This window comes from Legionella busanensis (assembly GCF_900461525.1).
Taxonomy (GTDB): Bacteria; Pseudomonadota; Gammaproteobacteria; order Legionellales; family Legionellaceae; genus Legionella_C; species Legionella_C busanensis.
In genome coordinates, this window is the sequence record NZ_UGOD01000001.1 from 2,677,442 (window position 1) to 2,702,568 (window position 25,127).

The window sequence follows — 25,127 nt, forward strand, 5'->3', positions numbered from 1 at the left end:
GTTATTCGCCCTCAGTCTCTTCTTGTTTAACCGGCTCTTCTTCTTGCTTAGCTTTAGGGTTCATTATTTCATCGTAACTTTGCTCTTTTTCTACAACTTTAGCATGTTCACTAATTTTTTCAGCAACCATTTCTTCAGTAACTAAAGCTTCGATTTCCGCTAAGTTTTCTTTTTTACTGTAATACCAGCTGCGTAATTCTTCAGGCTTTTCATAAGCTTTTGCTAATTTATCAATCATAGCATCAACACGCTCTTTGCTTGCTGTTAATTTATGTTGCTTGATATATTCAGATAATAATAGACCAAGATGTACTCGGCGAGCAGCTTGTTTTTCGAAAAGATTTCTTGGGAAGTCAGGAATTTTTTCATCATCAGAATGTTCATGTCCAAAAACGCGATGATACATATCATGCTTTAAGTGCTCAATTTCTTGATCAATTAACGATTTTGGTAAATCGAATTCATTTGCTTCTAACAATTTATCAAAAATACGCTCACGATTTGTCGCACTGACTCGGCGCTCAAGCTCACGGGTCATATTTTCTTTAATGTCTTTTTTGAGCGCTTCGAGACCACCCTCTTTAACATTGAATTTTTCAGCAAATTCATCATTTAACTCAGGTAATTTCCCTTCCATGACACTTTTGATGGTAATTTTAAAGGTTGCTTCTTTACCAGCTAAGTCCTTATGGCCATAACTGTCAGGAAAGTTAACTTTGATATCAAAAGGTTTATTAGGTTTACCACCAACAATTTGCTCTTCAAAACCTGGTATCATTGCGTTAGAACCGAGAACCAATTCATAATACTCGGCACTACCACCTTCAAATGGCTGACCATCTAAGAAACCTTCAAAGTCAATAATAACTTTATCACCTTCTTTGGCAGCTCTTGTAACTTCTTGCCACTCTTTATTTTGTTCACGTAATTTTTCTAACATGTCTTGAACGTCTGCATCTTTAACTTCTGCACGAACTAGTTCAATTTCAGGTTTATCTAATTCTTTAATTTCAATCACAGGAAGGACTTCAAATGTCGCACTGTAACGAAAATCTTTGCCTGATTCTAATTGCTCAGGCTCAACAAAGGGGGCCCCAGCAGGCACTAATTCTTTATCTTTGAGTGCTTCATATAAAGTTGATTGAACCATTTCTTTGGCAACTTCTTCTCGGACACTCTCAGAATAGCGACTTTGTACAATATTCATAGGGACTTTACCAGGCCGAAAGCCAGCTATTTTAACTTTGCGGGCTAATGAGCGAAGGCGAAGCTTAACTTCTTCTTCGACTTTTTCGGTAGGTACCGAAACTGTTACCTTACGTTCCAAACCTTTCAAGGTCTCAACAGAAACTTGCATCTAGTCACCTCTTGGAAATTGTCATGAATGGTGCGAAAGGAGAGACTCGAACTCTCACGGGTTACCCCACTGGAACCTAAATCCAGCGCGTCTACCAGTTCCGCCACTTTCGCAAGCAGGGTGGAATTATCAAACAGTATAGTAGCTTTGTAAAGGCTTAAGCAAAATGCAAAGCATCGATTGATAATTTGAAGCATGGGGTGAACGATGGGACTCGAACCCACGACAACCGGGATCACAACCCGGGGCTCTACCAACTGAGCTACGCCCACCATAACTATAACTTAAATAGTTTAATCTAATCTAAAAGAGTACTGCACAAAGGCTGGCACGCCCGGCAGGACTCGAACCTGCTACCCTCGGCTTAGAAGGCCGATGCTCTATCCAAATGAGCTACGGGCGCAAATATTGGTCGGGGTGGAGGGATTCGAACCCCCGACATCCTGGTCCCAAACCAGGCGCGCTACCAGACTGCGCTACACCCCGACGACCCGTCCTAGGACAGAGCGCAAATAATACTCGGTGCGCTCATGCAGGTCAATAACTTCTGAAAATTAATTTTTAATAAAGGGGTTAGACGCTCAGAAAAATATTGATGATGTACTAAAAAATATAATTAAAATCTATCTAACGTGTCTTTCTCACATAGGCGGGAATTCATCTTACAAGGTACTACCGTGCTAATTGATTGAATGGATGATCCCCGCCTGCGCGGGGATGACAAGAAATAAGGAGTAGCAGAAAACCTGTCTTTCCCGCGTAGGCGGGAATCCATCTTGCAAGGTACGGCCATACTAATTGATGGAATGGATCCCGCCTGCGCGGGGATGACAAGAAATAAGGAGTAGCAGAAAACCTGTCTTTTCCGCGTAGGTGGGAATCCATCTTGCAAGGTATGGCCGTGCTAATTGATGGAATGGATCCCGCCTGCGCGGGGATGACAAGAAATAAGGAGTAGCAAAAAACCTGTCTTTCCCGCGTAGGCGGGAATCCATCTTGCAAGTTACGACCGTGCTAATTGATTGGATCCCTGCTTTCGCGGGGTGACAAGAAATAAGGAGCAGCAGAAAACCTGTCTTTCCCGCGTAGGCGGGAATCCATCTTGCAAGGTACGGCCGTGCTAATTGATTGGATCCCTGCTTACGCGGGGATGACAAGAAATAAGGAGTAGCAGAAAACCTATCTTTCCCGCGTAGGCGGGAATCCATCTTGCAAGGTACGGCCGTGCTAATTGATTGGATCCCTGCTTACGCGGGGTGACAAGAAATAAGGAGCAGCAGAAAACCTGTCTTTCTCGTGTAGGCGGGAATCCATCTTGCAAGGTACGGTCATGCTAATTGATGGAATGGATCCCCGCTTACGTGGGGATGACAAGAAATAAGGAGCAGCAGAAAACCTGTCTTTCCCGCGTAGGCGGGAATCCATCTTGCAAGGTACGGTCATGCTAATTGATGGAATGGATCCCTGCTTACGCGGGGTGACAAGAAATAAGGAGCAGCAGAAAACCTGTCTTTCCCGCGTAGGCAGGAATCCATTTTGCAAGGTATGGCCGTGCTAATTGATGGAATGGATCCCGCCTGCGCGGGGATGACAAGAAATAAGGAGTAGCAGAAAACCTGTCTTTCCAGCGTAGGTGGGAATCCATCTTGCAAGGTATGGCCGTGCTAATTGATTGGATCCCTGCTTACGTGGGGTGACAAGAAATAAGGAGCAGCAGAAAACCTGTCTTTCCCTCGTAGGCGGGAATCCATCTTACAAGGTACTACCGTGCTAATTGATGGAATGGATCCCGCCTGCGCGGGGATGACAAGAATGTGTAGGTTATAATTTTCTAAATGTTCCCAAAGCAGATCATCTAAAATTATTCGTGATATTTCCCTCTCCCGCGAAGTCCATCATCATAATTACTCAAATTCCTTGCGTGGCAGAGGGAGTAGATAGAGGTGATTGTAAAGATTTATGCAGGAACTCAAACGAGGCATATAATAACTTCAGGGTCGTTACCAAATAGAAAATCTGATTATCAAGCGTTTCCTAGTATCGACAAAACGTTTAGTTTACAGTATTAATGACTTAAAATAGCTACATCAAATTAATAATAAATAATAATGAAAACCCAGTTGCTACCTTTATTTGATAATCTCAATCATTTACATAAAAATCAGCAGAATGCTGTTTTGCCTGATAAGAAATTTCAGGATGATTTTTTACGTACGTTAGATTTTTTGAAAAGTTACTCCGGTAGCTTAGGGACCTTTAATAGCTATCGGCGTGAAGTAGAAAGGCTTTTACAGTGGTGTTGGCTTATTAAGAAAACCACTTTAAGTGAATTGAGACGGGATGAAATTGAGCAATTTATTCGCTTTTGTCAAAACCCTCCTGAGCAATGGATTAGCCTAAAGAAAGTACCGCGTTATATTGAAAAAGAGGGACTGCGCATTCCTAATGAACAATGGCGCCCTTTTGTAGTGACCATTAGTAAATCATCCCGTAAACAAGGCAATACCCCAACCCTTGAGCAATTTAATCTATCACAAGGGGCAATCCAGGAAATTTTTGCCATTTTAAGTACTTATTTTAATTTTTTAATTGCTGAAGAATACCTTTTTACCAACCCTGTTGCCTTAATTCGGCAAAAAAGTAAATTTATTCGCAAACGGCAAATGAGCCCGCCGGTGCGCCGTTTAAGTATTTTGCAGTGGGAGGCCGTTTTACAGGCTGCTGAAACTTTAGCTGAACATGATCCCATGATGCATGAGCGGACACGCTTTATTCTAAGTATGTTATTTGGCATGTATTTACGTATTTCTGAATTAGTGGCGCATGAGCGTTGGACACCTACCATGAATAATTTTTCTAAAGACAGTAGTGGTGCCTGGTGGTTTACAACAGTTGGTAAAGGTAATAAAGAGCGCCAAGTAGCCGTTAGTGATGATATGCTGACTAGTTTAACGCGTTGGCGTTTATTCTTAGGGTTAACCCCCTTACCTTCTCCTGGTGATACCTCTCTTCTTTTACCTAAATTGCGTGGTTCCGGGCCTATGAGTGATACAGCACCTATTAGAAGGCTTGTTCAACGTTGTTTTGATTTAGCCGCTGATACGTTACGGCAAAAAGGCCACATAGAGGAAGCAGATAATCTTAATGCAGCCACCGTTCACTGGTTAAGGCATACGGGTATTTCAGAAGATGTCAAATTTCGCCCACGCGAACATGTACGAGATGATGCAGGGCACAGTACGAGTGCGACGACCGATCGCTACATTGATGTGGAAATGCGAGAACGCCATCAATCTGCGCGTAATAAGAAAATTATTACCCATACAGAAACTTAAAGTAGGTCGGCCAGGCCTCAACAACCTACTTTATACACTGGCGTAGGTATAAACATCCACAAGTTCAATTTGCTCAGTAGCTAAGGGCTCACCTAAGAAAATTTCCCCTACCCTTTGAAAGCGGCCAACTGAGTCTGTCACTAAATACTGAATTTTATCAGTATTATCTTTTAATAAATTAAACAATTGTGCTTTTTCTAATTCCTGATGCACCGCGTCTGCCGTTGCATCAGCAGAATCTACAATATTTACTTTTTCAGGTAGCATAGTAGCTAGTAAGGGTTTAAAGACGGGAAAATGGGTACAACCTAATAACAAGGTATCTTCTTCTTGAAACTCAGACAGATAATGACGTAATGCTTCCCGCGCTACAGCGTTTGCAATCATTCCCTCTTCTGCTAGAGCAACTAAAACACTACAAGCGCGTGCACTTATAGTTGCATTGGGTAGGTGCTCGCTAATTAAACGTTGATAAGCATTAGAAGCAATGGTCGTTTCTGTAGCAAATACCGCTACCGCTTGATTTTTAGTTGCAGTAACTACTGCGGTAGCACCAGGTTTAACTACCCCAATTACCGGTATTTCTGGAAGTAAGTGTTGTAAATGGGATAATGCCGCCGTGGTTGCTGTATTACAGGCAATCACAAGCGCTTTAATTTCACGCTCAACTAAAATACGCGCCATTTGTAGCGCGTATTGTTGAACAGTATCAGGGCTTTTGGTGCCATAAGGAAGACGCGCTGTATCACCTAAATAAATAAAAGATTCATTGGGTAGTTTTTGTTTAAGTGCCCTAAGCACGGTTAAACCACCCATACCGGAATCAAAAACGCCTATTGGTTTATTGTTATTGTTCACGTATTGTCCTTAATTTACGTTATCATCGACTTGGTGATACGCTACGTACTGGTTGCAAATCAGGGTCTGTAGATGATTTTAATTTTTCCTCTGCTTTATCTACCGCTCCCCTAAGGGTATCGCCATGTCTCCATGCGGTATATCGAGTCTTAAGTCTATCAAAAGCTGAATCTTTTTTATTATCGTGTAATTTTGCGTCAATTTTTTTAATATCCTTTGCCCCTTTTTCCTGATCATTTACACTTTTTTCATGTTTCTCTGTTAAATAAGTTTTCACACCACCGAGAAGACTCTTTAAATGTTCCCCATGTTTCTTAAACACTGTTTCAGCAATTGAATCTTTTGAAAAACCATAGATTCGGCCTAGCTCTTTTTTAGGGTTAAAGCGGGCAGACTCTACTATAATGGATTTTTCATCAAAATATACCGGATCATCATCCTCATTATAGGGATAAGCTTCACCAAGCATCATTAAAGCAGTCCATATGTACTTGGCCTCCTCTTCAGCTTCAGGACCCATTCCCTCTCTTAACACTAAAGGATCCTCAGGCGTAGGTGGACCGTCTCGCGTTGCTAAAATGTGGCTTGCTACTGCAAAAGCGAAATTCATACGTGCTTGTTGTGATTCAGGTGTTTCTTCACCTGTTGTTGGGCTAGTTTGCTTTTCAGGGAATTTTCTTATATGAATAGTAGCGCGCGCCTCAACTTCATTAACATGGCCATCCTTATCCGTTTTAGGCGCCATATCACCTTTCTCGCGTACTTCGATAAATGATCCTTGTTGGTACCTATTTCCATCATTAATCGTCACTTCCCGAGCCATACCTGGTTCTAGATCAGCCACTCGGTCATAAGCTCTTCGGTCACTACTGGCAGTAGAAGATAAGCTCGTCCCGTTACCGCCAGGAGCAACCTCATGAGGCTTGTGTATGTATCCTATTTCTTCCTTCTCACTTATGTCTCTTTTATTACCCCATGCTTGACCAAGACGTGTCTTTACTTGATCTGCTGAGAAATCTTCTATAGTACTACTATAATTGTTAAAACGTACTCTTCCTTTTCCTTCTTTGGCATCTTTTAACGTTTTTAATAAACCTCTTTGTACATTTCCGTTTTTATCGGTACTATCAGGATCACCGTTTAAGACGCGTTGTACTTTTTGGTATCTTTTTAGATCGGTTCTAAGTTGACTTTCTAAAGCTTCTAACTCTTTACGATAATTCTCCACTTCCTTAATATGTTTTTTCTGCTCGCTAGTTCTACCCCTTGCAGGAAATGCAGCTTCTAATTCATCTAAAGTAGGCAAGCTTTTAAGTTCTGCCTCGATTCTTTTTAGTTCATATTGTAATGTTGGAATAACTGTGTCACAGGCTTTTGCTAGTGCTTCATATTTAGGTAATAAAACATGCGCTTTTTGAGCAGCTGTCGCTTGAAAAACTGGATCTAACCAATTAATATCTGTAAATTTACTTAACCGATCTAATTCATCTTTTATTGCTTCTGTTCCAGCTGTAATTGGCTTTAAATCTTTAGCTAGAGTTTTATATTGTAAATTAAGTAGACCTGGGTTTTGAACGTTATGAAACAATACAGCTTTGTTAAAGTTACTTTTTAATTCATTATATCGGCTTGAAGTGAGTTCTCTTTTCAAGGATGCAGCTGTTGTAGCGTGTAAGTTAGGTACATTGGCTACCAATGTATCAATTCGAGTAAATAAATCACTTCTACTCGTAGCATCTTTAAATGCAGCGAAAATGCTCCTTATTTGATTGTCCTTAAGATTATCACCTTTCTCTATTGTTTTTAAGAATTTTTTAACTTCCTTTCTACCTGCTCTTATGCTCTTATCTTGTGCTGAAGCATTGGGAAAACCAACAAGGCCATCTTTAGTACTAAAGTCGTCTAAAAAAGTACTATTACGAGTATATTGATTTCCAATATTTGTAGTTAAAGTGGCTAGATCTGAATTTTGCAGTGCTAATCTAAGCTGTGTTGCTTCATTACTACTTAAGCGGGCACCAAATGTTGGACGAGTAAGTCTAGTATCACCAACTAAAATGTCTACGTGATTTCCATATTGGCCGGGATCGTTAAATTTATTATTACTTGCAATAAACTCATTAATTTCATCAATATGTTCTTGAACAAGGGGCGGCGTTGAAGTACTCAACAGTTGGTTAGCAAGCGCAGCATTATTAATTTTTTTAATTAAATCAATGCGATTAAATTGCGCAACAATGTCATCTGCCTCTGATTTTTTACAATGTAGCATTGCTTTAATTTCATCAGGGTCTCTACTTGCTACTAAACGTTCGAGGAAACCTTCTTGCAATACTATTTGCTTTTGCTTGTGATCCAAACCAGAAACCGGTGGAGGACCAGTGTGACCATTGATGATTTTCATTAAAGCAGGGTAAGCTGCCTGCTCAACGCCGGTTAAATCTTGTAACTTGCGGGTAATTGCATCTTGTATACTAGCTTCTTGTATTCCTTGCATAGTTTTTTCATTAACCCAACTATGACAAGTATCAGGAATACCAAGAGTAGTTAGCGCCGTTTTAAATTCTTCTACAGTTTTTGCTGTGAGAAGCTTTCTTATTTCTTGTGCTTTATGAGCTGGATTCTTCTTTACTAAAGTTTCGACCATGTAAGAGGTAATTTCATTTTTTCTTAAAGGAGAAAGCGCTTTTATTTTGGGATTGACAGAATGGCTATCGTTTATTGCAGTAATCTTATCGATATAATTTGTATAGTTTCTATACGTATTCGTAGGATCGCTTAAATTAAGCGCCACAAGCGTTTTAATTTCTTGAGCTATTACTGCATAGGCGTGTAATTTATACAGTAATCTGTCAGATTTATTATTAGTAACATGAGTCTGTTTATCAAGTTTAGCACTTAAACTCGGTGGCAAATCACGAGCATTAATTCCTAATACAGTCAAAACTTCATTTTTTGTATTACTATGATGCGGCAAAGTAACTATATTATTTAATGTCGCCGTTGGCGTATTTGGATCAAAGAATTTAACTTGCGCGGCTTTAAGCAAAGCCTCTTCTTGAGTTGCTAATATTATTTGGGGATTACTAAAATAAGGTTCAAGTAAATTCTTGGTTTCATTAAAAGTTAATCCCTTTATACCAAACACGCTAGCAAAGGTGCCAGCATAGCTGCCTGACTTTTTAGCCGCAGTTGATAAGGCGTTGAAATCATTTTTCCTTAACGATGATTGAACATGTGCTGCAGCTCTAATCGACTTGACCGTATCAATAGTAAAAGCATCGCGAATCTCATTGTCTAACTTGAGATTGGGGTACTTTTCTAGGGTACGTTTTAAACTAGCTAAATCTTCGCACTTAACTAATTCATCCAAAATTGTTTCATCGTTAATTTCCTTAACACGACGAATAAGTATTTGACGCGCTGCTAACTCGCGATACTTATTTAGATGGTCTGGTGTGCTAACGGCCTGAACTACATAGGGTTCATTATTTAGGCCATTTGTGATAGCTGATCTAAGATTGGGGATATCCTTTGCATTAATAATATTCTGCAATAAACTTAAATTTTGACTAGGGATGAAATCTCTTTCTAAGTAATTCTCACCTAAAATAGCTCTAAATTCATTAATTTCTTTGTCCGTTGGATCCTGTAACTGGCATATATCTGGTAACGTATCATTGAATTCACTCGAAGTTGTTAATTTTAAAGCATCACTTACGCTAGTTCCACTCCGATCATAAACATCATATATACTTTTAATGTCTCTTTTGAAATATTCTATGGCAATTTGGTTTTTAATAAGTTTACCTAAACCAGAAGGGTTCATGAGAGTTAATAGGCTCGGGTCTATAGGAGGGGGACTAACTAAATCCTGTAATCCCCGCCCGAAATTAGGCGCATTATTGTTGTCAATACTGTCTAGTAAATATTTTAACTTTGTCTTAAGATTAGCAGGATTAGCCTGAATAGCATTTGCAATTCTTTTTTCAAGTAATTGATATTGCGCTTCTACTTGAATCTCTTTTGTAGCAGCATTAGTAAGTATATCTTCATTGTTAGTATTAGCATCGATAGTAAGAGCTAAACCGTCGCCACCTTTATTACATAACGTACCACTAGGCTTCTTAAATTTTAACCTAACATCGTCTGGCGTGGAAGCTTTAACAATATCTTCTAATGCTGCTATTGGGTTAGGATCGTTACCTAAAGAACGAACTGCCAAAATAGCTCGAGATGCTGCAGCTTGTTTTAATATATTATTTCTAGCAGGTTGCCCATTATCATTAAAAAATGTATCACCACCTGTTACCGCGTCTGCACCGAAAATTGGCTGCCAGAAAGCTACATTATCCTCAAAACTCTTCCTGATATCTGTATAATTACCAAAATTTCTTTTTAATAAATCATCTAAAGCAGCTTGACTGCCTGGATTATTTAAAAACTCTCTACTCTTTAAAATACCGACAACTTTAACATTTACAGGCATGGGTAACACTCCACCTACTATATTATATATATTTTAAACCTAAAACCTTAAGTTGTCCTTAACGGTAAGAGCGTGGCTTATTGGGCATCCTGCTATTTCGTGGCATTAATTTTAAGTTAATAAAATTAAGCTATTGTTTTATTAACTAATTTAATATGGATATAATTACACCATACTTAATGATATTTTATTATTTAAAAAAATCCTAAGCTAGCAATAAGCTATTATTACTTATGGCTTATCAATTTGCTTAATTCATTCTATAACTATAGTTTAAATTGTTCAATTTGCGAGCTTTTTTAATAAAATCCCACAGTTAAAGTAATTAATAAAAAACACCAAATTAGTGCGGTAATAATCCAGTAACTGGAATTATAAAAAAAAGGTCTCTTTTTTTTACGCCAATAGATGAGACTGAGAGGAATTAAGGTAATCAAATAAATAATAAAAAATGTGGCTAGGCGTTCTTTCCATCCTGGAAAAGGCATTATTTTGGCTAGCCATGATACGGCGGTATGTAAGCCTATTTTTACAAATAGTAAACCCCATAATATCCAAGCTTCCGAGCTAATAATAAACCAAGATACCAAGGTTAAAGGTAAAAAAAGCTTAACGCCGGGAATGGCCATGATCTTTTTTATTATGTTGCCAAATTCAGCTGAGAAAAATACCAAGATAGCAGACCCAAGGATAATAACCGTGACTACTAATAAATCCATATCGCTATCCTCGGCTCTCTAAGCTTTCCCAACGTTCATAAAATTGTTTTAATAAATCTTCATCCGTTTTTAGTTGCTGACTATGCTGGGTTATGGTTTGAGTGTCTTGCTGATAAAAATTAGGTGATGCCATTTGTTCTTGTAAAGCAGCAATTTTTGCTTCTAATTTTTCAATTTGTTGTGGTAATTGCGCTAATTCCCGCTGCTCATTAAAGCTTAGTTTTTTAGTTTTAAGTGTTTCTTTTACTTCTGGTTTAGTCGTAGCAGCCTGTTGTGGCCGTTGGGTTTTTTTCTGCACACGGCGATAATCCTCATAACCACCTACATATTCATTAAATTGCCCCTCGCCTTCATAAACTAATACACTGGTTACAACTTGATTAATAAATTCTCTATCATGACTTATTAAGATTAATGTCCCTTTATATTCAATAAGAAGTTGCTCTAACAATTCTAGCGTTTCAATATCTAAGTCATTGGTGGGCTCGTCTAAAACAAGTAGATTAACAGGTTTAGCAAAAAGTTTAGCGAGGAGCAATCGGTTTCGTTCACCGCCTGAGAGTGTATGAACTGCTTGATTAAAGCGTTCAGAGGGAAATAAAAACTCCCGCAGATAAGTAGCTACATGCTTTTGTTTACCATTAATAGTGACATAATCAGACCCATCACTTACATTAGCCATGACTGTCTCATTTTCGTCTAATTGCGCTCGCAGCTGATCAAAATAGGCAACTTCTAAATTAGTACCACGACGAATGTTGCCTGACTGAGGTGTCAGCTCGCCTAATAATAAGCGAACCAAGGTTGTTTTACCGCAGCCATTAGGACCTAAAATACCTAATTTGTCACCGCGGGTTAACAAGAGTGAAAAATCGTTAATTAGGGAGTTATCTTCAATAGCATAATTGACATGTTCTGCTTCAATAACAAGTGTGCCTGAGCGGGCAACTTCGAGGGTCATTGATTTAACTTTACCCCATTGCTCGCGGCGCGCTTGATGCTCTTCACGCATTGCTTTTAAAGCCCGTACTCGTCCTTCATTGCGAGTACGACGTGCTTTAATACCGGTTCTAATCCAAGCTTCTTCTTCTTGCAAGCGTTTATCAAACAATTCATTATGACGTGCTTCGGTAATGCGCATTGCTTCACGCCTGTTTAAGTAAGTTTCATAATCACACTGATGTGTATAGAGCTTGCCCCGGTCAATTTCAACAATTTGATTGGCAACTTGACTTAAAAATTCTCTATCGTGAGTTACAACTAAGAGACTACCTGTATAGGTTTTAAGGTAGGATTCTAGCCATTCAATAGAATTAATATCTAAATGGTTGGTTGGCTCATCTAAAAGTAATAAATCAGGTGCTGCAATTAAAGCGGCGGCTAGAAGGGCACGGCGTTTCATACCGCCTGATAAGTCACTCATACGCGCATTAGGAGCGAGACTAAGTCGAGTTGCCATCATGTCCACGCGGGGCAAAGTATCCCAAGCATGGAGACGGTCCATCTCTAATTGGCAGGCTGCTAATTTGGCAGGGTCATTAGCGGCAGAAAGGCGTCTAAATTTATCTAATAACTCACCTATTGCCCCTAAGCTCTTAACTAAAAAATGATAAACGGTTTCTTCATCTGCATGTGGTACTTCTTGAGTTAAGCCTGCAACCTTAATGCCGCTTAAACGATGTAGTTGTCCTGAATCAGGGGTAAGCTCACCTTGTAATAATTTTAATAAAGACGATTTACCAGCCCCATTGCGACCTACTAAGGCAATACGTTCTTTGGGTTGAATTTGCCAATCTACAGCGTCTAGTAATTTATTACCAGCAACATTTAATGAAACTTGATTTAAAGTGATAAGACTCATTGCCAAACAGCCTATTTTAGTTTGTTGATTATAATCAACTTTGCAAGATGATTTCTTAATATTATGTCATAAAACGTGTAGCATCTTAATCATTTGTTGGATCCTGTGGACAAGCCGCAGGACGTCGGTCGGGTCAAGGGTGTTGCATACATACAAATATCGTAGGTTGGCATAAGTATGGCTCAGCAGTAGCCTGGGTGTAACGAAGTGAAACCCGGGTTTCGGCCTTATGGCCTGCACCCAGGCTACTTGTGCGGTAAGTTGGGTTAAACGAAGTGTAGCCCAATGGTATTATTCATATAATAGTAACATCTTCATCATTTGTTGGGCTGCACTTTGTTTAGCCCAATCTACAATTTACTTTTTAATAATTAGCCGATTATTTTGTTGCGATAAATTGAATTTAGATAGCACATTCATACCTAGTAAGACCATGTTATCGTCACTTCCAGGCATAATGACTGCCTTCACATCATATAGCTTAAAATTAGCAAAAGTCAGCTCTTTAAGACGGGTCAATGAGCCTGAAATATTACCATTTGCTGTTTGTAAAAGAATAGGATAACGACCTTTTAAGCCAAGACGATTGGCAAGGGACTTAGGAATGGCAACTAAAGTTGCACCAGTATCTATGATAAATTCAACGTTTTCATTATTAATGCTTCCTTTTATGCGGTAATGGCCGCTGCTATCCGCTTTAATTGTTAAAGTGCCATTTTGAATCTGATAGGTGCTTTTGTTTGAGGAATCAGAATAATGGAAAAAAACAAAGAGTAAAAAGAAGAAAAAAACCCACGTTATAATAAACATGATACGCCCGCCATGGGCGTATTGATTATTATCCACAAGATGTCCTTATTTTCGATGCTCTAAAATAAGTATACCATCGACTTCAACTTGTGCACCTCTAGGCAATGCCGCAACCCCAATTGCTGCTCGGGCTGGAAAAGGTTGACTAAAATATTTTGTCATTGCTTCATTGACTAAAGAAAAATGACTTAAATCGGTTAAATACACATTAACTTTAACAAGGTCTGCTAGACTTCCTCCAGCGGCTTGGCAAACAGCCGATAAATTTTCAAAGACCTGTTTAATCTGTGCTTGTATATCATCACTACATAATTCCATTGTTTGTGGATCTAATGGAATTTGGCCTGATAAATAAACAGTATTACCACTACAAACTGCTTGACTATAAGTGCCAATGGCAGCAGGTGCTAAGGTTGTATGAATAGGTTGCATCTTATTATTCTCCCTGCCTCTTACGATAAAGACGTAAAACAACTTTGTTAGCACGTAAACGGCGCATAACGCGAGCTAAATGATTTCTATTGCGAACACTAATAGAAAAAGTTACTGCATTATGCCGGCCATCACGTGGATCAACAGTAATGTTACCAATATTTGCTTCAGCTTCTGCAATAGCTGTTGCGAGTGCTGCTAATACACCGCGTTGATTAGCTACATCCACGGTAATATCAACCCAAAACTCTCCTTGTACTTGTTCATCCCAGCGCAGCGCAATGAACTGCTCAGGACTTCGTACATGTTTTATTTTAATACAATCACTGGCGTGCACTAATATGCCACGGCCTTGTTGGAAGCGGCCAACGATTTTATCACCTGGAATAGGTTGACAACAATCAGCAAAATTAACAACCATCCCTTCAGTTCCTTTAATGGCCAAAGGACCGCTTTTAGCTGTTTTATCAAGTTCTACACTTTCTTGGCTAACTACTAAACGCTTAGCAATGACCATCGGCATTTGATGACCTACACCAATAGCATAAAGTAGTTCATCTGATGATTTATAATTTAAATCGTGTAACAAAGCTTGGAGTGTTTCGGGTGGCACTTTAGCATAGTCACTGGCTAAACTTGCTAGAGCTTGTTCTAGTAAACGTTTACCTAAATTAATTGATTCAGTATGCTGCTGGCTTTTTAAGAAATGACGAATATTACTGCGTGCTTTACCCGTTACTACAAAATTAAGCCAAGCAGGATTAGGGCGTGCGCCTGGGGCCGTAATAATTTCGACTGTTTGACCATTTGTTAAAGGTATACTTAAGGGTACTAAGCGACGGTTAACTTTGGCAGCGACACAACTATTTCCTACATCTGAATGGACAGTATACGCAAAGTCAACGGGTGTTGCCCCTTTGGGTAGCTCCATAATATGACCTTTCGGCGTAAAAACATAAACTTCATCAGGAAATAAATCAATTTTTACATTTTCAATAAACTCAAGTGAGCTACCTGTACTGCGCTGCATCTCAAGTAACCCCTGTACCCACTCACGGGCGCGTAACTGTGCCTCATTAACCTCTAATCCACTGGATTTATAAATCCAGTGAGCAGCTACACCATTGTCTGCAACTTTATCCATCTCACGGGTACGGATCTGTACTTCAAGAGGCACACCATAAGGCCCAAAGAGTGTTGTGTGTAGTGATTGATAACCATTGGCCTTGGGAATGCCAATGTAATCTTTAAAGCGTTGAGGGACAGGTTTGTAAGTGCGGTGGAGTGCGCCTAATACACGATAACAGGAATCAATATCTTCAGTAATAACCCGAAAAGCAAAAACATCAGTAATTTCAGTAAAAGAGGCTTTTTTATGCTTCATTTTACGATAGATACTGTATAAATGCTTTTGTCTGCCAAAAACATGCTCATAAGGGATATTAAGTTGCTGTAGGGCATTTTCTAAATCATGTTCAATTTTTTGCGTTAATTCCCGTCGATTACCTCGTGATTTTTCTACAGCAGAGCGAATGGCGCGATAACGCATGGGATAGAGTGCTTTAAATCCTAAATCTTCAAGGCCTGTATAGATAGCATGCATACCTAACCGGTTAGCAATAGGCGCATATATTTCTAATGTTTCAATAGCAATACGGCGCCTTTTTGCCGATGGCATAGCGCCAAGCGTATGCATATTATGGAAACGGTCAGCCAGCTTAACAATGATGACGCGAATGTCTTTCACCATGGCTAAAACCATTTTACGAAAATTTTCTGCTTGTGCTTCGGCGCGCGATTCAAATTTAATTTTGGTTAATTTAGTTACCCCATCCACTAATGCCGTAACATCTTCGCCAAACTGTTGCGTTAAATCTTCTTTACTAATGGAGGTATCTTCAACCACATCATGAAGTAGAGTTGCCATGATAGTTTGATAATCAAGGCGCATTTTAGCTAAAATAAGAGCAGCAGCAATCGGATGAGTAATGTAATCCTCACCTGATCGACGCATCTGGCCTTGATGTGCTCTTTCAGCGACTAAATAAGCCTGATAGCATTTTTCAACTTGAGACTGTTCAAGATAGCTTTTAAGCTCTGTGTGCAATTCATCAAAATGACTCATGCAATACTCCATAAGCTTGGTTCAATAAGCATTTAGGAGTCCCTTTTAGATAAATCTCTAATAACAAACCCATGTTAAACCTCATCATGCCAACTATTTAAATGAGGAACCATTAAATAGCTTTTATTGTGGCGGAGGCATTCTTAAGCCATTACTTCAGTAAAAATCTGGCAGCGTTACATCCTTATAAGAGTTAATCCAACCGCACTCGATGCCACTTTAAAATATATTTGACGTGGCTTTCGGATTATTTGCTGTATCAATCTTTATCTAAAATATCTGCTTTAATTAATCCTTCAGCAATTTCACGCAGAGCAACTACTGTTGGTTTATCATTTTCCCATTCAACTAAAGGTTGTTCACCACGTACCGCAATTTCACGTGCACGTTTCGTTGCAACCATAACGAGTTCAAAACGATTTTTAACGTGCTCTAAACAATCTTCTACTGTCACACGTGCCATAAATTAAGCCTCCACTATTTTCTTATAGGCTATTTTAAAAGAAAATGCCTAATTAACAGTGGCTTGGATAAAAATTTTTCACCCAATCCACACTCAACATAATAACATTTCAGTAATTCGGTAAAATGTCACCCTGTGTAGGTTGGGCTAAGCATAGCGCAGCCCAACAGTATGTCATAAAACGTGTAGCCTATTTATAATTTGTTGGGCTGCACTTCGTTTAGCCCAACCTACACTTACGTCAAATTCTTTAACGCTAGAAAAGAGCCTTGTCTTTTTCTATCCAAATCCTATTATTTTACTGCTCTAACATTAATAATGATAGCAATTTTCTAATTTTTTCTGCTTGTCGTGTAAAACTTACTCGATTAGCGACTACAATTGCTTGCAATTCAAGTGCCGCCTGCTCAAAATCATCATTAACGATGAGATAGTCAAATTCTTTATAATGACTCATTTCCTCTCTCGCTTGCTGCATTCGAGTTTTAATCACTTCCTTATTATCCTGTTGTCTGGCTTTTAGACGTTGCTCTAAAATTTCTAGCGATGGCGGCATAACAAATACACTAATCGCTTTGGGAAATAATTTTTTAATTTGCTGTGCACCTTGCCAATCAATATCAAGCACAACATCAATGTCTTGTTTAAGCCGGGCTGCAATTTGTTCAACAGAAGTGCCATAATGATGATTAAAAACTTTTGCATACTCAATAAAAGCATTCCTATTAATCATATCAAGAAACTCAGTGTCATTAATAAAAAAATAATCAACACCCTCTTTCTCACGTGGCCTTGGTTTACGTGTAGTATGAGAAATAGACACAACGATATTAGGTAGATGCGTTATTAAATGTTTGACTAAACTTGTCTTTCCACCACCAGATGGAGCTGCCACAATAAACACATTTCCAGTAAATGAGTCAACCATGTTTTACTCGATATTTTGAATTTGTTCGCGCATCTGTTCAATTAATACTTTCATCTCTACAGCACTTTTTGTCAAATTAATGGTATCTGATTTTGCACTTAAGGTATTCGCTTCCCGATTTAACTCTTGCATTAAAAAATCTAAACGACGCCCTAGCGCTTCATTTTTATTTAAAACATTGCCTACTTCCTGACAATGTAGTGCTAACCTATCAAGCTCTTCACTAACATCTAGCTTTGTTAAAATGATAGCTAGTTCTTGCTCAATTCGTGAATTCTCAACTTCTAATTGTAATGAATGAAGTCTAGTTAGTAACTTATCGCGAGCCTGTTGCGTGTTTTCTTTAGCATAGACTTTTGCTTTCTTAATTTCTTCTTGTAAACGCGTTAAGCGGTCTTGTATATGGCGATTAAGCGTTGCCCCTTCTTGCGCTCTTTGTTGCTGCAGTTTAGTCAAACTATCATGAAATAATTGCAGTACTATCTCTTTAAACTGCTCAATATTAAGTTCTGATGATTGGATAACCCCAGGCCAAGTTAAAAAGGTTGAAAGTGTCAGATCATTAGGTAGTAATTTAGCGGCTTCCAAATTTTGGGTAATATTAACTAACTTAGTTAATAAGTTCTCATTCACCATTAAAGCAGGTTCTGCCAAAGCTGAATTAGACATTTTTAATTGACACTCTAACTTACCGCGGCTTACATAGTCTCGAACAATGGTTCTAAGATCTGCTTCTAAAAAGCGCCAAGCTTCGGGAAGGCGGAATGAAACATCAAGATAGCGATGATTAACGGACTTTATTTCCCAACAAAATCCTATCTCATCAAGCTGAGTCTGGGTTCTAGCAAATGCCGTCATGCTATGAGTCATAATCGATAGTCGTTTGTTTAAGGTTGGGTGACTATAACCGAAATTGCTGTAAATGCAAGTTAAAGTTTAAATTTTATACATGGTGCACGTTTGAAATTTAGACGTTATAATTTCCTTTCTCTTTTTCAGTGAGGAATAACCATGCGTCCCAGCAATCGTGAACCAAATCAACTTCGTCCAATTAAGATAACTCGTCAATACACTAATCATGCCGAAGGTTCGGTGTTAGTTGAATTTGGCGAAACTCGTGTTTTATGTAATGCGTCCGTTATTGAAGGTGTGCCTCGGTTTCTAAAAGGAAAAAATCAAGGCTGGATTACCGCTGAATATGGTATGCTACCCAGGGCTACGCACAGTCGCTGTGATCGTGAAGCAAGTAAAGGAAAACAAGGTGGTAGAACCTTAGAAATTCAACGCTTAATTGGTCGATCAGTTCGTGCTTGTATTGATTTAAAAACTATTGGTGAAAACACGATTATGATAGATTGCGATGTTATTCAAGCCGATGGCGGTACCCGCACTGCAGCTATTACCGGTGCTTGTGTAGCTATGAAAGACGCGCTTAACTGGATGGTTCAACGAGAGAAATTACGTAAAGCACCTACTTTTAATTATGTGGCTGCTGTTTCTGTTGGTATTTATCGAGGCCAACCAGTCCTTGATCTAGACTATGCTGAAGATGTTTTAGCTGAGACAGACATGAATGTGGTAATGAACGAAGCAGGTGAATTCATTGAATTGCAAGGTACAGCAGAAGATAAAAGCTTTAGTCGTAACCAATTAAATACATTACTCGATTTAGCAGAAAAAGGAATTAGCGAACTGATGGAAATACAAAAAACAGCATAGACTATTTTTCAGGTTAACCTAAGTTGGGCCATGCGCGGCCCAACAAAACTTTAAAACACACCTGATTTCATCTTTGTTTATTAAGCTAATAAGTACTTCGCAGAAATCTATTCTTCCTTTAGAATGACTTGAAAATAAAATGCTTAATCAAGAAAACACAGAACAAGAACTAGCTAGATAAGCAGAATTTTATTATTTCTCTAAAACAGCTCAAACAGGTACTTAATAGAAAAGCTAATGAATATAGGATTAATTCATAAGTCTTATCGTAATCAGATAAGGAAAATTATCACCACCTACCCTCAAATTGATGGTGGTAACCCCCTATTTAATCTTTGTATCGAATTAATTAATGCTTCACATCAATCTAACATTACTCTAGAAAGGCTTACAAGCGAGCTTATAGGTATTATTACGGAGCAAAGGCGAAAAATCTCATCTAATAGTAATCAAGTAGGGTTAGCCCTAGTTAAGCAAGTTACATTAGAATGGCTTAACAATGAAAATAAACACGCAAAGGCTCCTATTCAATTAGTAAATATTTTAAGGGGTATAGAACAAGAGTTCAGTGATACGCAAAATTTAATAACTCAACTAGAAAAAATAAAAAAAGCCACTATAGAAAATCAGACTTTACTTAATAATATTTATAAAAAAACTCAGATACTGGTAGGTATTTTAAATAATTATCTAATAGATAGAAAAAATCTTGTTCAAAATAATAAGGTCAAAGAGTATAAAAATACATACCTTCCTTTTTTTCAAAAGAGCTATCAACAAAAAGAAGAGGCGATTGAAGCTCTAAAAGAGGCACTTGCAGGAAATCCTATTGAACTTAAAAAGTATTTATCAACCTTAAGCGACAGTAATTTAGGTAAAGAATTAAAAAAATTTGTTAAAAGCGGTCAGGCAGATGTATTAGTTAATAAAGAGGTATATACGTTAACGGATTTTATAAATACGCTAGATGCTCAAGTGAATTCTGAGTCAGCTATAACCTTCGTTGCTAATTTTAATTAACTAAAATTATGTTCAATAGTAGGCTCTTCTTCTCCTAGGGCTTCTTCTAATATTTGTCTTACTTCCCCAACTCTGTCATCAAGCCATGCTTCTAGTAATTTTTTAGTAAAATCTTTCGGTTATCTAAGATGTTCCCAGTGATATTTCATGTATATCTTCAAAAATGGATTTATTTGCAACCTTAGCTAAAATTGCAATTTTAATGTCTAATAATCCTTAAAATTGAAGGATATTTTATAATTTTAACCATAAATGGCCTGTCCTATAATTACCTTAATATATCCAGAGCACTCTAACTTTTAAATGTCAATTGACATTAGGACTAATTAAAATAGAAATTCTCAATTTATTACATGCTTCATTTTGATTAATTTAAATTCTTTTTGTTATAATTTAAAGCAATAGTTAATATTTAAGTGTTATAATAAAATTAATTTAATTATTTATAATGATTTTTATGGCACAGTCAAAACATGAGTTATATCACAGATTTTTACGTAATATTTTGGTTGCAATTCCATTAGATGTTGGAAATCCATTAGGAGATCTATATTTAGATTTAATTAGTTCATCTAAGAGAGACGATGTTAATATCAATATCGAGTTTCTTAAGCTCCATATGAACACATTCATTGATGATGAATTCAAAGATTCTACAGATAAAACAAAAATAGTTGCAATAAAAGAAGACGTTAAGGAGTGGCTTGAAGATAGTGAAAAAGATGTACCGACTAATCTAGTTAATTTTTTGGCTAATAAATTAGAAATATCACCGCTTACTGACCCAGTTATAGTAAAGGATATAGTAAAGCAGAAGATAATGAAGCCACTAAAATATATAAAGCAAGTTACACTACTGTATAATGAGAATCCAGTTTTTATAAGGGAAGTTTTGGAATCATCTACATCTATTTTAGAGATGAAGCCTGGTGATAGAGGCAGATTCGTGGTTAGTAAGCTGGATGAAAGAAGAAAGCCAGACAATATAATATATCAGGACAATATAATATATCAGGACACTTTAAAATGTTTAGAACAAGCTCGACGTCAGGCACTCAGTATTACCCATGAATCGTATTGTCAAGCTCTAAGATCTCAAGTAATCCTTTCTCGCCCTCTACTTAAGAAAAACGATCCCTTACTTGAATTCTTTCATTTTTTAATGAATCAATCTAAAACAAATGTGGTCAATAAAGACCAGCTTAAAATAAATATTATTAATTTTCTTCTTGCTACTAAGAAAATCAACGAAATCAGTGACTCAGAAATAGAACTTCTAGAAGAGAAGATCGAAAACTGGCTTGAAATAGATGATAACACTGTCCCTGATGAGTTAGTTAATTTACTTACCTCAAAAGAAAACCCTACACCTAGCAGCGTGATTAGTGAGAAGCTAAATTCTATTAAGAAAATTGTAAAAAATAAATCAGATTCGCGGCAACTAGCTGAGGCATATGCCCATTCCTTGGAGATCTTAAAGCAACTAAATGCCCAGGTCATCACAGATCAACCATCGGATGAAAACAGAAGAAAATTAAAATTGTTAGGTGGCTTTTATCAGAAGAAATTGATTTTATTAGATCCTAAGTTCGAGATAAAAATGAATTTATGGTTAGAAAAAGCGCAAACACTTGAAAATATTCTCTCTACATATAAAAAAGGCCGAGAAGCATTTACGGATGATACTAAGAAACAGGTTCAAGAATATAAGAAGTGTTCATTTTTTCAAAGAAGTTATAAAAGCTATACTAGTAAAATGGCAGCTATTGAAGCGCTTAAAGAAGCTTTAGAAGGAAAATCTGTTGATCTCTTAAGCCATTTACCCACTTTACGTGATCGCACTTTAGGTATAGCTATTAGGGACTTTGTTAGGCAGGGTGAAGCAGAGGCAATTGTTGGTAAAAAAGTTAATACTGTTACTGAGTTTATTAAGGCCTTAAACGAACAAGTTAATCCTAGAAATGTTTCACTATCTAGGAAACAACCTAAAATTATAACATCAATAGAAGCCAGTGGGCCGCCTAATTAAAAAGCCCCCTTATTAATAGCCACCTCTTGTGCTGTACTTTTAGCAATTATTTTATTTTCTACAAGCTGCGTTAAATGCTGATCTAGAGTTTGCATACCTTGCGATTGACCTGTTTGAATGGTTGAATACATTTGAGCAATTTTATCTTCGCGTATTAAATTACGGATGGCTGAATTACAAATCATAATTTCTAGTGCTGCCACGCGGCCGCCGCCGTATCGTTTAAGTAGCCCTTGAGCCACTACGGCTTGCAAAGATTCAGAAAGCATTGAACGCACCATCGCTTTTTCTTCGCCTGGAAATACGTCAATAATTCGATTTATCGTTTTTGTCGCAGAATTAGTATGCAGAGTACCAAATACTAGGTGTCCTGTTTCTGCTGCTGTTAAAGCAAGTCGAATTGTTTCTAAATCTCGTAATTCCCCTACTAAAATAATGTCTGGGTCTTCCCGAAGTGCTGAACGAAGAGCAGCACTGAAGCTTTCTGTATTACGATGAACCTCTCGTTGATTGACTAAGCATTTCTTACTTTCATGTAAAAACTCAACTGGATCTTCAATTGTTAAAATATGCTCATAGCGATTTGAATTGATATAATCAATTAAAGCAGCCAACGTAGTACTTTTTCCAGAACCTGTTGGACCTGTAATTAAAACGAGTCCTTGTGGATAGGAAGCAATGGCTTTAAAAATTTCAGGCAAACCTAATTCTTCGATGCCCAAAACAGTGCTAGGAATGGTTCTAAATACAGCACCCGCACCACGCACTTGATTAAATGCATTAACCCTAAAACGAGCAAGATTGGGGATTTCAAAAGAAAAGTCAGTTTCCCAATGTTCTTCATAATCTTTGCGCTGTTTATCATTCATAATATCGTAAATTATTCTAATCACCTCTTTATGTTCTAAAGGGGGTATATTAATACGGCGCAAATCCCCATCTACCCGAATTAAAGGAGGAAGTCCTGCAGATAGATGTAAATCTGATGATTTATTTTTTACTGAAAAGGCTAATAACTCAGTAATATTCATAGAAATCCATATCAAATTTAGCTAAGTTATAAATAAGTATATGATACAATTCCTTAACTTTAGAAGTTGTTTATCTGTTTTAAAGTTTATTAAAAATATAGAAACATCACCTACTAAGATAGAAGAAAACTTTTTAAACAGTACATTTCCTTAGGTTTTAAGCTTATAGGTAAGACAGTAAAATTAAGTCATGAGCATTGCAGAAAATATACAATCGATTAAACAAAGCATTAAGAACACGCTAAACGACGCTCATAGGCCCCAAAATAGCGTTAATATTCTTGCAGTGAGTAAAGGCCAACCGGTTAAAGCAATAAAAGAAGCGTATGCAGCAGGTTTAAGTGATTTTGGTGAAAATTATTGGCAAGAGGCTCATAATAAAATTATACACTTAAAACAATTACCTATTAATTGGCATTTTATTGGTGCTATTCAAAGTAATAAAGCTAAAGAAATTGCAGAAAACTTTAGTTGGGTACATAGTATTGATCGGGAAAAAATTGCTAAACTTCTTGCCCAACATCGGCCTGATTATTTACCAGCATTAAATATTTGTATTCAAATTAATTTAGATCATGAACCGACTAAAGCAGGCCTCCTTCCTTATGAATTACCCCTCTTGATTAAGTGTATTAATCAATTACCTAAATTACATTTACGCGGGCTTATGGCAATTCCAAAGCCGCGCTTAACGGCAGAAGAGCAATATGTTAGTTTGCAACGCCTAACAAGGTTATTAGATCAAGCAAATCAACAGTTAAATTTAAAGATGGATACCTTATCTATGGGAATGAGTGATGATTTAAAAGCAGCGATACGCGCAGGTAGTACCTTTGTTCGTATTGGTAGGGCTATTTTTGGTGAGCGCAATTAATTATGAAAATCTGTTTTATAGGCTATGGTAATTTGGCAAAAGCATTAATTAGCGGCTTAAGCCAAAATAAAAATTTAGAATTATTTGCAACGTCTCCTTCCCTGCCCATTGCAGTTAATGAAGTTGGTGTTAAAACTCATTTTTCTAATACTGCTTTTATCAGTATTGCTGATGTCATTATACTTGCTGTTAAACCAGCACAAATCACTGCTGTTTTAACAGAAATCGGTAAACTCCTTCCCCAAGACAGTCTTCTTATTTCGCTTGCTGCAGGAATAAACCTAAATAAGCTCGCCTCTTTTTGCAAGTCTAAGCAAGCTATTGTTCGTTGTATGCCCAATACACCCATTGCCGTTGGCAAAGGCGCTAGCGCTTTTATTGCTAATAATGACGTTCAGCCTAAACAAAAAATACTTGTTGAAAATTTATTTAAGCCATTAAGTGTCACGGCTTGGCTTAATAAAGAAGAAGAAATAAACGCAATTACAGCTCTATCAGGCAGTGGGCCTGCTTACATATTCTTATTTCTAGAAGCACTCATTAATGCTGGTGAGAAATTAGGCTTATCTAGCTCCATTGCCCATTCATTTGCTAAACAAACTGCTATAGGAGCGTTAAGTTTAATAGAAAATAGCACCTTGCCTTTGCAACAACTACGCCAAGATGTAACTTCTAAAGGAGGTACCACAGCAGCAGCACTTGCAATTTTAGAGAAGCGTGATTTTTCAGAAGTCATTTTTCAAGCCTTAAAAGCAGCTTATGATAGAGCGAAAGAAATAGAGGAAGCGCAATAGAGGTCTTTATCTAGATGCCACGGACAATCCGCGGAACATAGGCAAGATAAGTGTAGGTTGATTGAATGGATCCCCGCCTGCGCGGGGATGACATGAGAAGCACGGGGATGACATGAGAAGCACGGGGATGACATGAGAAGCACGGGGATGACATGAGAAGCACGGGGATGACATGAGAAGCACGGGGATGACAAGCGAGGCGCGAGGATGATAGGAAAGGCGCAAGGCTAATAGAGATTGGTTAAGATGATAGAGATTTACAGGATGACATAGAAGTTGTAGA

The 25,127-nt window shown here is 37.8% G+C and carries 18 protein-coding genes and 4 tRNA genes; 6 read left to right on the forward strand and 16 right to left on the reverse strand.

What is annotated here, in order from left to right; translation table 11 throughout:
• Position 1: 1 nt before the first annotated feature.
• The 5 genes from tig to DYH30_RS11875 all read right to left on the reverse strand — a co-directional run bounded on the left by tig (position 2) and on the right by DYH30_RS11875 (position 1,843).
• A complete protein-coding gene (tig, locus tag DYH30_RS11855; RefSeq protein ID WP_115331856.1) occupies positions 2 to 1,357 on the reverse strand; it encodes a trigger factor in 1,356 nt (451 codons plus the stop codon).
• A 28-nt stretch (positions 1,358 to 1,385) separates the two neighbouring features.
• Positions 1,386 to 1,470, reverse strand: a tRNA-Leu gene (locus tag DYH30_RS11860).
• Between the two features lie 83 nt (positions 1,471 to 1,553).
• Positions 1,554 to 1,629: transfer RNA gene (locus DYH30_RS11865), tRNA-His, on the reverse strand.
• A gap of 54 nt (positions 1,630 to 1,683) precedes the next feature.
• A tRNA-Arg gene (locus DYH30_RS11870) sits at positions 1,684 to 1,760 on the reverse strand.
• A gap of 6 nt (positions 1,761 to 1,766) precedes the next feature.
• Positions 1,767 to 1,843 (reverse strand) — tRNA-Pro (locus tag DYH30_RS11875).
• 1,616 nt (positions 1,844 to 3,459) lie between these two features.
• On the opposite strand from DYH30_RS11875, the gene DYH30_RS11880 reads away from it, so the two are divergent.
• Positions 3,460 to 4,692 (forward strand): tyrosine-type recombinase/integrase, encoded by a 1,233-nt coding sequence (locus DYH30_RS11880; RefSeq protein ID WP_115331857.1) that lies wholly within the window; start codon positions 3,460 to 3,462, stop codon positions 4,690 to 4,692.
• A 30-nt stretch (positions 4,693 to 4,722) separates the two neighbouring features.
• Here the strand turns inward: DYH30_RS11880 and murI are convergent, their stop codons facing one another.
• The 10 genes from murI to DYH30_RS11930 all read right to left on the reverse strand — a co-directional run bounded on the left by murI (position 4,723) and on the right by DYH30_RS11930 (position 18,247).
• On the reverse strand, positions 4,723 to 5,508 hold the full coding sequence (murI, locus tag DYH30_RS11885; protein WP_242604736.1) for a glutamate racemase: 786 nt from the start codon (positions 5,506 to 5,508) through the stop codon (positions 4,723 to 4,725).
• A 64-nt stretch (positions 5,509 to 5,572) separates the two neighbouring features.
• Entirely contained in the window at positions 5,573 to 10,039 is a 4,467-nt protein-coding gene (locus DYH30_RS11890) for a hypothetical protein (RefSeq protein WP_115331859.1), read from the reverse strand.
• 299 nt (positions 10,040 to 10,338) lie between these two features.
• Positions 10,339 to 10,758, reverse strand: coding sequence for a hypothetical protein (locus DYH30_RS11895; RefSeq protein ID WP_115331860.1), 420 nt, complete (start codon positions 10,756 to 10,758; stop codon positions 10,339 to 10,341).
• 4 nt (positions 10,759 to 10,762) lie between these two features.
• Positions 10,763 to 12,619: an ATP-binding cassette domain-containing protein gene (locus tag DYH30_RS11900; protein ID WP_115331861.1), complete on the reverse strand. Its 1,857-nt coding sequence runs from the start codon at positions 12,617 to 12,619 to the stop codon at positions 10,763 to 10,765.
• Positions 12,620 to 12,976: 357 nt separating this feature from the next.
• Positions 12,977 to 13,465, reverse strand: a complete 489-nt coding sequence (locus DYH30_RS11905) for a retropepsin-like aspartic protease family protein (protein WP_165482155.1) — start codon at positions 13,463 to 13,465, stop codon at positions 12,977 to 12,979.
• 9 nt (positions 13,466 to 13,474) lie between these two features.
• Positions 13,475 to 13,861, reverse strand: a complete 387-nt coding sequence (locus DYH30_RS11910; protein ID WP_115331862.1) for a RidA family protein — start codon at positions 13,859 to 13,861, stop codon at positions 13,475 to 13,477.
• Between the two features lie 4 nt (positions 13,862 to 13,865).
• Positions 13,866 to 15,986, reverse strand: coding sequence for a bifunctional GTP diphosphokinase/guanosine-3',5'-bis pyrophosphate 3'-pyrophosphohydrolase (gene spoT, locus DYH30_RS11915; RefSeq protein ID WP_115331863.1), 2,121 nt, complete (start codon positions 15,984 to 15,986; stop codon positions 13,866 to 13,868).
• 259 nt (positions 15,987 to 16,245) lie between these two features.
• On the reverse strand, positions 16,246 to 16,449 hold the full coding sequence (rpoZ, locus tag DYH30_RS11920) for a DNA-directed RNA polymerase subunit omega (protein WP_115331864.1): 204 nt from the start codon (positions 16,447 to 16,449) through the stop codon (positions 16,246 to 16,248).
• A 298-nt stretch (positions 16,450 to 16,747) separates the two neighbouring features.
• Complete coding sequence (gene gmk, locus DYH30_RS11925; RefSeq protein WP_115331865.1) at positions 16,748 to 17,377, reverse strand: guanylate kinase; 630 nt, start codon at positions 17,375 to 17,377, stop codon at positions 16,748 to 16,750.
• A 3-nt stretch (positions 17,378 to 17,380) separates the two neighbouring features.
• Positions 17,381 to 18,247 carry a YicC/YloC family endoribonuclease gene (locus DYH30_RS11930; protein WP_115331866.1) on the reverse strand — a complete coding sequence of 289 codons (867 nt, stop codon included), beginning with the start codon at positions 18,245 to 18,247 and terminating at the stop codon, positions 17,381 to 17,383.
• 141 nt (positions 18,248 to 18,388) lie between these two features.
• On the opposite strand from DYH30_RS11930, the gene rph reads away from it, so the two are divergent.
• The 3 genes from rph to DYH30_RS11945 all read left to right on the forward strand — a co-directional run bounded on the left by rph (position 18,389) and on the right by DYH30_RS11945 (position 22,145).
• The gene (rph, locus tag DYH30_RS11935; protein WP_115331867.1) at positions 18,389 to 19,096 is read left to right on the forward strand and encodes a ribonuclease PH; all 708 of its coding nucleotides are present in this window, start codon (positions 18,389 to 18,391) and stop codon (positions 19,094 to 19,096) included.
• 237 nt (positions 19,097 to 19,333) lie between these two features.
• Positions 19,334 to 20,116 carry a hypothetical protein gene (locus tag DYH30_RS11940; protein ID WP_115331868.1) on the forward strand — a complete coding sequence of 261 codons (783 nt, stop codon included), beginning with the start codon at positions 19,334 to 19,336 and terminating at the stop codon, positions 20,114 to 20,116.
• Between the two features lie 457 nt (positions 20,117 to 20,573).
• Entirely contained in the window at positions 20,574 to 22,145 is a 1,572-nt protein-coding gene (locus DYH30_RS11945; RefSeq protein WP_115331869.1) for a hypothetical protein, read from the forward strand.
• Here the strand turns inward: DYH30_RS11945 and DYH30_RS11950 are convergent.
• Entirely contained in the window at positions 22,142 to 23,176 is a 1,035-nt protein-coding gene (locus DYH30_RS11950; RefSeq protein WP_115331870.1) for a type IV pilus twitching motility protein PilT, read from the reverse strand. The two genes, DYH30_RS11945 and DYH30_RS11950, sit on opposite strands and share 4 nt — an antisense overlap.
• A 190-nt stretch (positions 23,177 to 23,366) precedes the next feature.
• Here DYH30_RS11950 and DYH30_RS11955 point away from each other — a divergent pair, with 190 nt between their 5' ends.
• Together DYH30_RS11955 and proC are read left to right on the forward strand one after the other, a co-directional pair.
• Positions 23,367 to 24,050 (forward strand): YggS family pyridoxal phosphate-dependent enzyme, encoded by a 684-nt coding sequence (locus tag DYH30_RS11955; protein WP_115331871.1) that lies wholly within the window; start codon positions 23,367 to 23,369, stop codon positions 24,048 to 24,050.
• Positions 24,051 to 24,052: 2 nt separating this feature from the next.
• On the forward strand, positions 24,053 to 24,844 hold the full coding sequence (gene proC / locus DYH30_RS11960) for a pyrroline-5-carboxylate reductase (RefSeq protein ID WP_115331872.1): 792 nt from the start codon (positions 24,053 to 24,055) through the stop codon (positions 24,842 to 24,844).
• The last annotated feature ends 283 nt before the right edge of the window (positions 24,845 to 25,127 follow it).

Excerpts from the sequence above, each read along its gene's own strand:
- tig (WP_115331856.1), bottom strand. The coding sequence starts at position 1,357 with ATGCAAGTTTCTGTTGAGACCTTGAAAGGTTTGGAACGTAAGGTAACA.
- murI (WP_242604736.1), bottom strand. The coding sequence starts at position 5,508 with ATGGGTGGTTTAACCGTGCTTAGGGCACTTAAACAAAAACTACCCAAT.
- DYH30_RS11890 (WP_115331859.1), bottom strand. The coding sequence starts at position 10,039 with ATGCCTGTAAATGTTAAAGTTGTCGGTATTTTAAAGAGTAGAGAGTTT.
- DYH30_RS11895 (WP_115331860.1), bottom strand. The coding sequence starts at position 10,758 with ATGGATTTATTAGTAGTCACGGTTATTATCCTTGGGTCTGCTATCTTG.
- DYH30_RS11900 (WP_115331861.1), bottom strand. The coding sequence starts at position 12,619 with ATGAGTCTTATCACTTTAAATCAAGTTTCATTAAATGTTGCTGGTAAT.
- DYH30_RS11910 (WP_115331862.1), bottom strand. The coding sequence starts at position 13,861 with ATGCAACCTATTCATACAACCTTAGCACCTGCTGCCATTGGCACTTAT.
- spoT (WP_115331863.1), bottom strand. The coding sequence starts at position 15,986 with ATGAGTCATTTTGATGAATTGCACACAGAGCTTAAAAGCTATCTTGAA.
- rpoZ (WP_115331864.1), bottom strand. The coding sequence starts at position 16,449 with ATGGCACGTGTGACAGTAGAAGATTGTTTAGAGCACGTTAAAAATCGT.
- gmk (WP_115331865.1), bottom strand. The coding sequence starts at position 17,377 with ATGGTTGACTCATTTACTGGAAATGTGTTTATTGTGGCAGCTCCATCT.
- DYH30_RS11930 (WP_115331866.1), bottom strand. The coding sequence starts at position 18,247 with ATGACTCATAGCATGACGGCATTTGCTAGAACCCAGACTCAGCTTGAT.
- rph (WP_115331867.1), top strand. The coding sequence starts at position 18,389 with ATGCGTCCCAGCAATCGTGAACCAAATCAACTTCGTCCAATTAAGATA.
- DYH30_RS11940 (WP_115331868.1), top strand. The coding sequence starts at position 19,334 with ATGAATATAGGATTAATTCATAAGTCTTATCGTAATCAGATAAGGAAA.
- DYH30_RS11945 (WP_115331869.1), top strand. The coding sequence starts at position 20,574 with ATGGCACAGTCAAAACATGAGTTATATCACAGATTTTTACGTAATATT.
- DYH30_RS11950 (WP_115331870.1), bottom strand. The coding sequence starts at position 23,176 with ATGAATATTACTGAGTTATTAGCCTTTTCAGTAAAAAATAAATCATCA.
- DYH30_RS11955 (WP_115331871.1), top strand. The coding sequence starts at position 23,367 with ATGAGCATTGCAGAAAATATACAATCGATTAAACAAAGCATTAAGAAC.
- proC (WP_115331872.1), top strand. The coding sequence starts at position 24,053 with ATGAAAATCTGTTTTATAGGCTATGGTAATTTGGCAAAAGCATTAATT.